Annotated in this window: 5 protein-coding genes and 1 pseudogene; 3 read left to right on the top strand and 3 right to left on the bottom strand. The window is 72.2% G+C overall.

Translation table 11 applies throughout. The features are described 5' to 3' along the window. Together ACILR4_RS13825 and ACILR4_RS13820 are read left to right on the top strand one after the other, a co-directional pair. Positions 1–192: pseudogene (locus tag ACILR4_RS13825) on the top strand (M20 peptidase family dipeptidase); the annotation flags it as partial. 106 nt (positions 193–298) lie between these two features. Continuing rightward, positions 299–3,358, top strand: a complete 3,060-nt coding sequence (locus tag ACILR4_RS13820; protein WP_395701440.1) for an L-glutamate gamma-semialdehyde dehydrogenase — start codon at positions 299–301, stop codon at positions 3,356–3,358. A 26-nt stretch (positions 3,359–3,384) separates the two neighbouring features. On the opposite strand, the gene ACILR4_RS13815 is transcribed toward ACILR4_RS13820, so the two are convergent. Continuing rightward, positions 3,385–3,849: a hypothetical protein gene (locus tag ACILR4_RS13815; RefSeq protein WP_395701439.1), complete on the bottom strand. Its 465-nt coding sequence runs from the start codon at positions 3,847–3,849 to the stop codon at positions 3,385–3,387. Positions 3,850–4,039: 190 nt separating this feature from the next. Between ACILR4_RS13815 and ACILR4_RS13810 the strand changes: the two genes are divergently transcribed. Further along, positions 4,040–5,161 carry an acyltransferase family protein gene (locus ACILR4_RS13810; protein ID WP_395701438.1) on the top strand — a complete coding sequence of 374 codons (1,122 nt, stop codon included), beginning with the start codon at positions 4,040–4,042 and terminating at the stop codon, positions 5,159–5,161. Here ACILR4_RS13810 and ACILR4_RS13805 read toward each other — a convergent pair. Beyond that, entirely contained in the window at positions 5,127–6,812 is a 1,686-nt protein-coding gene (locus ACILR4_RS13805) for an MBL fold metallo-hydrolase (RefSeq protein ID WP_395701437.1), read from the bottom strand. The genes ACILR4_RS13810 and ACILR4_RS13805 overlap by 35 nt on opposite strands. Next, positions 6,809–7,963, bottom strand: coding sequence for a CaiB/BaiF CoA transferase family protein (locus tag ACILR4_RS13800; RefSeq protein ID WP_395701444.1), 1,155 nt, complete (start codon positions 7,961–7,963; stop codon positions 6,809–6,811). The genes ACILR4_RS13805 and ACILR4_RS13800 overlap by 4 nt, the downstream gene beginning before the upstream one ends. Between the last annotated feature and the right edge of the window lie 5 nt (positions 7,964–7,968).

Here is a 7,968-nt window from a genome sequence, read left to right as displayed (position 1 = left end):
AACGACGTGTTCGCCGACACGCTGGGCCTGCCCACCGTGTGGGTGCCGCATTCCTACCCGGCCTGCTCGCAGCACGCGCCGAACGAGCATGTGCTGGCGCCGCTGATGCACGAGGGCCTGCGCATGATGACGGCGCTGTTCTGGGCCGTCGGCGAGCAGGCGGCCACGCTGCCGCGGCGGCCGCCGGGCTGAGTCATCGACTGGATTTATGTCGGCGCCAGACTCGTAAATCCGAATCATCTGCGGCAGACGGGGGAATACGCTTCGCACATTCGCAGCCCACCCCTGGACGCCCACCATGCCGATCGCCGCCTCCCGCCTGCCTGCCCCGTGCCGCCCGGAACCGGCGGTGGTCCAGCGCCTGCTGGCCAGCCTGCAGGGCCGGCTGGACTGGCCCGCGGTGATCACCGCCGCCGCGCCCTGGGTGCAGGCCGTGCGCGACAAGCCGGCGCCGTTCTGGGCCATGGAGTCGCTGCTGCGCGAGTACCCGATCTCCAGCGCCGAAGGCCTGGCCTTGATGCGCCTGGCCGAGGCACTGCTGCGCGTGCCGGATGCGGAAACCGCGATCGCGCTAACGGCCGATCAGCTCGGCCGGGCGGACTTCAGCAGCGGGGGCTCTGACAGTTCACAGCACAAGATGCTGAGCAGCCTGTCGGCCAGCGCAATCGGCCTGGCCAAGCGCCTGCTGCCCGACGATGCCGGCAGCAAGCCCGGCCTGCTGGAACGGCTGGGGGCGCAGACCGTCGTCGGCGCCACCGTGCGCGCGATCCAATTGCTGGGCCGGCAGTTCGTGCTGGGCCGCCACATCGGCGAAGCGCTGGGCGAGGCGCGCACGCAGCGCAAGGACCAGCCGCGCCTGCGCTTCAGCTTCGACATGCTGGGCGAAGGCGCGCGCACCGCGCACGACGCCCAGCGCTACCTGGCCGCCTACCAGAACGCCATCACCGCGATTGCCGAGTCCACGCAGGGCCAGGGCCCGGCCGAGCGCGACGGCATCTCGATCAAGCTCTCGGCGCTGCATCCGCGCTATGAGGATGCGCAGCTCGAACGCGTGCTCGACGAACTGGTGCCGCGGGTCTGCGGCCTGATCGACGCCGCCGCGCGCGCCGACATCAACCTGACCATCGACGCCGAGGAAAGCGACCGGCTCGAGCTCTCGCTGGTGGTGTTCGACCGCCTGGCCGCGCATGTGCAGGACACCGCGCCGGCGTGGACCGGCTTCGGCCTGGCGATCCAGGCCTACCAGACCCGCGCCTACGAGATGATCGACGCAGTGGCCGAGATCGCGCGCCGCCGCTCGCTGCGGCTGATGGTGCGGCTGGTCAAGGGCGCCTACTGGGACGGCGAGATCAAGCGCGCGCAGGAGCTCGGCCTCAACGGCTACCCGGTGTTCACGCACAAGCACCACACCGACATCTCGTACCTCGCCTGCGCGCAGCGCCTGCTGGAACACCACGCGCAGATCCTGCCGCAGTTCGCCACGCACAACGCCGGCACCATTGCCGCCATCGTGCAAATGGCGCGTCACCATGGCGCCCGCTTCGAGATGCAGCGCCTGCACGGCATGGGCGAAGGCGTGTACCGCGAGGTGATGGCGGCTTCGCCCGAGTCCCGCCGGGCCGCCCCAAGGGACTCGTCCCCCTCGGGGGGCGACGCCGCAGGCGTCTCGGGGCCCCATGAACTTTCGCTGCGCATCTACGCACCGGTGGGCGAGCACCGCGACCTGCTGGCCTACCTGGTGCGCCGGCTGCTGGAGAACGGCGCCAACTCGTCCTTCGTGCACCAGCTGGCCGATGCCCAGGTGCCGGTGACCGAGTTGCTGCACTCGCCGCTGCAGCCGGCCGATGCGGCCGGGCAGCCGGCCCCGGCCGCGCTGTATGGCAGCGGCCGGGCCAACTCCAGCGGCGCCGACCTGGCGGTGCCCGAGCAGCGCGCGCCGCTGCAGGCCGCGGTGCAGGCCACGCAGGTGCGCACGGTGCCGCTGGCCGACGAGGCCGCCGTCCGCCATGCGATGACGATGCTCGACAGCGGTTTCGACGCCTGGAGCGCACGCCCGGTGGCCGAGCGCGCCGCGATCATCCGCCGCGCCGGCGACTTGCTGGACGCGCGCCTGGCGGCGTACTGCGGCCTGCTGGTGCGCGAAGCCGGCAAGACGCTGGGCGACTGCATCGCCGAAGTGCGCGAGGCCGTTGACTTCTGCCGTTATTACGCCGAGCAGGCCGAGAGCCGGCTGGCGCCGATCGCGCTGCCCGGCCCCACCGGCGAAAGCAACGAGCTGCGCCTGCATGGCCGCGGCGTGTTCGTCTGCATCTCGCCGTGGAACTTCCCGCTGGCCATCTTCGCCGGCCAGGTGGTGGCCGCGCTGGTGGCCGGCAACACCGTGGCCGCCAAGCCGGCCGAGCAGACGCCGGCCGTCGCGCAGGCCTTCGTCGAGCTGCTGCACGAGGCCGGCCTGCCGACCGACGCGCTGCGCCTGCTGCACGGCCCCGGCGAGGCCGTGGGCGCCGCGCTGGTGGCCCACCCGGCCACCGCCGGCGTGTGCTTCACCGGCTCGACGCAGGTGGCCAAGATCATCCAGCGCACCCTGGCCGCGAGCGAAGGCGCCATCGTGCCGCTGATCGCCGAGACCGGCGGCCTGAACGCGATGGTGGTCGATTCGAGCGCACTGCCCGAACAGGTGATCGACGCGGTGGTGCAGAGCGCCTTCCGCTCGGCCGGCCAGCGCTGCTCGGCGCTGCGCCTGCTGTGCGTGCACGAGAGCATTGCCGACGGCGTGATCGCGATGCTGCGCGGCGCGATGCAGGAGCTGCGCGTCGGCGATGCGGCCGAGATCGCCACCGACGTCGGCCCGGTGATCGATGCCGAGGCGCATGGCAACCTGAGCCGCCATGTCGCGCGGCTCGAGCGCGAGGCCACGCTGATCGGCCGTGCAGCGCTGGACACGCGCTTCGCGGCCACGCACATCGCGCCGGTGGCCTTCGAGCTGAAGCAGGTGGAAGACCTGCGCGAGGAAGTCTTCGGCCCGGTGCTGCACGTGGTGCGCTGGGGTGGCGACGTCGACACGCTGGTGAAGCGCATCAACGCGCTGCGCTACGGCCTCACGCTGGGCATCCAGACCCGCATCGACAGCCGCGCGACGCGCATCGCGGCGCAGGCGCGCATCGGCAATGTGTATGTGAATCGAAACATGATCGGTGCCGTCGTCGGCGTGCAGCCCTTCGGCGGCGAGGGCCTCTCGGGCACCGGCCCGAAGGCCGGCGGGCCGCACTACCTGTACCGCTTCTGTGCCGAGCAGACGCTGACGATCAACACCGCGGCGGCCGGCGGCAACGCGGCGCTGCTGGCCGGCCTGGACTGACGCGCAACTGGGTGCAGCGAGCGGCTTCAGCCGCCCGGCAGCACGACGATGTCGACCTCGCCACTGCGCTGCACGCAGCGCTGCTGCTCGCACACGTGCCGCGGCGGCGGGATGTACTGGGCCGTGCACGCGATGCCGGGCGGCGGCGCCAACGGCAGCGCGCGCGCCGCGACCTCGCGCTGCTGCTGCGCCAGCCGCTCGGCCTCCGGCGTGGCCGGGGACAATTTCGTGTAGGTGTGCTGGTCGTACGGCGTGCAGCTGAACTGCGTGGCGCCGAACACCAGGCCGGTGCACTGGCTGTCGTCGCTGCACGGGCCGGCCTGCACCAGCGCCACGGACTGCGCCCGCAGCGCATGTGCCTGCGCCACCAGCTGTTCGTATTCGGTACCGTCGTCGCCGCCGCCGCAGGCGGCCAGCCAGGCCGCGGCCAGGCTGGCCAGCGCCCCCGCGGGCCAGCCGCCGCGCAAGCCCGAGATCGAACGCGTATCCATCGTCACCCCTGTCGCTTCGTCTGATAGGCGGCAGTCTGAGGCCGAGCGCGCGACATCGATGTGGCCTGCATCACATCGACCCAGGTTCCTGTCGGGTACGCTGCGCGCTGTCGCGTGCTCATCGCTGCGCGCTGTCGCGTGCTCATCGATCCGGCGGGCCGCTCGCAAAGAATGACAGAGGGGACAGGACATGGTCCAGGCTGCCGAGGGTCGCGCGCTCGCGTCGAATGCGCCGGCGCACAACGACAATTTCGTCTTCCTGCGAACCAGTGCCGCGCTGCTGGTGCTGGTGTCGCACCAGCATGCGCTCACCGGGCGCCCCGAGCCCTCGTTCATCGGCATCCAGAGCTGGGGCGGGCTCGGCGTGATGATGTTCTTCTCGATCAGCGGCTTCCTGGTCACCCAGAGCTGGCTGGCCGATCCGCACGCCGGCCGCTTCGCGGCGCGGCGGCTGCTGCGCATCTGGCCCGGCTTCGCGGTCGTGATCCTGCTGGCCGCGCTGGTGCTGGGCCCCTGCCTCAGCCCGCTGCCCTGGACCGACTACCTCCAGCACCCTCGGCTGCTGGAATACCTGAACAACCTCGTGTTCCGGCTGCGGGACGCACTGCCGCTGCAGTTCGACGGCAGTGCGCTGCCGCGGGCTGTCAACGGCTCGCTGTGGACGATCCCGCTGGAGTTGCAGTGCTATCTCGCGCTGGCGCTGGCCGCCTTCGGCGGCTGGCTGGGGGCGCGGCGCTGCCTCGCGACAGTGGTGGCCGGGCTGGCCTGGGCCTACGCCGGCTGGGACCTGCGCGGCCAGCATGTCCTGGCCGGGCTGGGCCTGAGCGTCGAGCAAAGCTACCTGGTCGAGTTCGGGCTGTGCTTCTTCACCGGCAGCGTGCTCTGGCTCTACTGGCCGCAATGGCGCGACCGTCGCGCCGTGCTGCTGCTGCTCAGCCTGGCCGTGGCCGCCTGCGCGTTCCTGCTCGGGCGGCCAGTGCTCGCAGGACTGATCGGCGTGCCGATCGTGACCATCGTCTTCGGCAGCTGGTCCTGGCCGGTGCTGCGCCGCTTCGATGCCTTGGGCGACCTGTCCTACGGCATCTACCTGTATGCCTTCCCGATCCAGCAGACCGTCATCGCCCTGCTGACCCAGCGCCTGCACTGGTGGCCCCGGCTGTTGCTGGTGCTGGTGTGCACGCTGGCCTGTGCCTGGCTGTCATGGCGCCTGGTCGAGCGCCCTGCGCTGCGCTGGAAGCCCCGGACGCGCAGGCAAGCTCGCCCCGCGTCGCCACCGCTCACTTCAGACGCCATGCCTGCGCTGCATCCATGAGGGCGATGCCGTCGGCCCGCAGCTTGTGCAGGTGCGCGCGCAGCGAACGCAGCGCCACGCCGTGCAGGTGGGCCGGCGTGTCGGCATAGACCTGCGCCAGCAGCACGGCCTCGGGCGCCGCGCCGGGCCCCTGGGCCTGCAGCGCGGCCAGCACCCTGGCTTCGCGCGCCAGGCGGTGCGCGATCAGCTTCCTCACCGCGGCGTGCGGCTGGTCGATCAGGAAGCCATGGCCCGGTGCCAGCCAGTCGAGGTCCTCGTCGAGCAGGCGGCGCAGCGATGCGAGGTAGACCGCCATGTCGCCGTCCGGTGGATTGATCACCACCGTCGAGCCCTGCATGATGTGGTCGCCGGTGAACAGCAGCTTCTCTTCCTCGAGCAAATAGCACAGGTGGTTGCTGGCATGGCCGGGCGTGTGCAACGCGCGCAGCGCGACGCCTTCGCCCAGCACCAGCCGGTCGCCGTCGGCCAGCACCTGGTCGGGCTGGAACGCGGTGTCCTGCCACTCGGGGTGATCGGCCACGCGGCCAAAAGTGCGCGCGCCGGTGGCGGCCTGCAGCGCGGCGGCGGCCGGCGAATGGTCCTTGTGCGTGTGGGTGACCAGGATGCGGCTGACCTTGCCCGGCGCCGCGGCGATCAAGGCCTGCACATGCGCCGCGTCGTCGGGGCCGGGGTCGATCAGGGTCCAGTCGTCGCCGCCCGGGGCGCCGACGAAATAGCTGTTGGTGCCGGGGCCGGTCATCATGCTGCCGTTCGGCGCGGTAACGCGCAGGATACGCGGCGACAGCCACACCGGCACGCCCGGCGCCAGCTCGGTCGAGACATGGCCCCGGCCTTCCGGATCGAGCCGGCCGACCTCGGCAAAGGCCCAGTCGCCGGGCATGATCGGCCGCTTGCCCTTGGGCGTGGTGGCCAGGCGCGGGCGGATCAGCGGCACCTCGGTCTGCGCGCGCGCCGCGTCGATGGCGGCCTGCGCGGTGGTGAAGGCACTCAGCGCCTTCAAGGTCACGCTGGTCACGTTCACCAGCTTCAGGCCGCGCGCCGGGTCCAGCGCCTCGGCCGGGGTGATCCACAGCAGCTCCACCGTCTCCTTCGCATCGTGCAGCGGCGTCTGGTTCAGCGGCGCACGGGTGATGAAGAAGCGGGTGTCGAAGATCTTCGGCATGCCCTTGGGCGTGAGCCAGTGGCTGTAGTAGGCCAGCGCGCCGACGTCGATGCGCACGCCCAGCCGTGCGCAGACCTCGGCCATGCCGATCTCGTTGGCATGCAGCGCATGGCGCATCGTCAGCAGCTCGTCGGCCGCGCGGTGGTCCAGCGCGACCGGCCGGCCCTGGGCATCGGTGGCGAACAACAGGCCGGCTTCCTCGAAGCATTCGCGCACCGCGGCAATCCAGTAGTTCAGGCCGTTGGCCGGCAGGCCGAGCCGGGCGCTGGCCTGCGCATCGTCGAGGCCGTCGCACAGGCCGTAGATGGCGGCGTCGCCGGTGTCGAGCAGGCCGCCGGGGAACACGGCGGCGCCGCTGTTCTGGTCGCCCGGCTTCTCGGCGCGGCGCAGCATCAGCACCTCGGGGCCGCGCGGGCTGTCGCGCAGCACGATCAGCGAAGCGGCCTGGCGCGGCACCGCGGCGGCGGTGGACGGGGGGGTGGCGGTCATGCGCAAGCTCCTGCAATGGCGCCGCTGCGGCGCAGCGCCTCGATCTCATGCGGCGCGAAGCCGGTTTCGGCCAGCACGCGCTCGGTGTCGGCACCGGCCGCCACCGGCGGGCCGGGCGGCGCGGCCTGGCTGCGCGAGAAGCGCGGCGCCGGTGCCGGCTGGGCCACGCCGCCGATGTCGATGAACGCGCCGCGCGCCGCGGCATGCGGGTGCTGCGCGGCCTGCTGCAGCGTCAGCACCGGCGCGAAGCAGGCGTCGCTGCCTTCGAGCAGCGCGCACCATTCGGCGCGCGGGCGGCTGCGCAGCAAAGCGGCAATGGCCTCGCGCAGCGCCGGCCAGTGGCGGCGGTCGTACTGGCGCGGCACCCAGGCCGCGTCCAGCCCGCTCAGGCGCACGAACTCGGCGAAGAACTTGGGCTCCAGCGCGGCCAGGCTGACCTGCAGGCCGTCGGCGGTGTCGTAGCAGGCGTAGAACGGCGCGCCGCCATCGAGCAGGTTGGCCTGGCGCTGCTGCGTGTTCCATTGCCCGGCCGCGGCCAGGCCATGGAAGATGGACAGCAGCGAAGAGGCGCCATCGACCATCGCCGCATCCACCACCTGGCCGCGGCCCGAAGTCTGACGCTCGAACAGCGCGGCCATCAGCCCGAAGGCCAGGTACAGCGCGCCGCCGCCATAGTCGCCCACCAGGTTCAGCGGCGGCAGCGACTGCGCGGCCGGGCCGATGGCCTGCAGCGCGCCCGTCAGCGCGATGTAGTTCAGGTCGTGGCCGGCCGCCTTGGCCAGCGGGCCGCTCTGGCCGAAGCCGGTCATGCGGCCGTAGACCAGCCCCGGGTTGCGCGCGTGGCAGGCCTCGGGGCCCAGGCCCAGGCGCTCGGCCACGCCGGGGCGCCAGCCTTCGATCAGCACATCGGCCTGGTCGATCAGCCGCAGCGCGGCATCGCGGCCCTCGGCGCGGCGCAGGTCGATGGCCACCGACTGGCGGCCGCGGCCGGTGACGTCGAAGCGCGTGTCCACCGGCACGCCCAGGCCGCTGGGTTCGAGCCGGTCGATGCGCACGACCCGCGCACCCTGGTCGGCCAGCAGCATCGCGCACATCGGGCCGGGGCCGATGCTGGCCAGTTCGATCACACGCAGTCCGGCCAGCGGTCCCATCGCGA

Origin of the sequence: Aquabacterium sp. (assembly GCF_044226965.1) — a bacterium.
Taxonomy (GTDB): domain Bacteria; phylum Pseudomonadota; class Gammaproteobacteria; order Burkholderiales; family Burkholderiaceae_C; genus Pseudaquabacterium.
Note: the sequence above shows the minus strand (reverse complement) of the source record. Positions and strands in the feature narration are given on the sequence as shown.

What these genes read in the sequence shown, in the direction of transcription:
- ACILR4_RS13820 (WP_395701440.1), top strand. Translation starts at nt 299, where the DNA reads ATGCCGATCGCCGCCTCCCGCCTGCCTGCCCCGTGCCGCCCGGAACCG.
- ACILR4_RS13815 (WP_395701439.1), bottom strand. Translation starts at nt 3,849, where the DNA reads ATGGATACGCGTTCGATCTCGGGCTTGCGCGGCGGCTGGCCCGCGGGG.
- ACILR4_RS13810 (WP_395701438.1), top strand. Translation starts at nt 4,040, where the DNA reads ATGGTCCAGGCTGCCGAGGGTCGCGCGCTCGCGTCGAATGCGCCGGCG.
- ACILR4_RS13805 (WP_395701437.1), bottom strand. Translation starts at nt 6,812, where the DNA reads ATGACCGCCACCCCCCCGTCCACCGCCGCCGCGGTGCCGCGCCAGGCC.
- ACILR4_RS13800 (WP_395701444.1), bottom strand. Translation starts at nt 7,963, where the DNA reads ATGGGACCGCTGGCCGGACTGCGTGTGATCGAACTGGCCAGCATCGGC.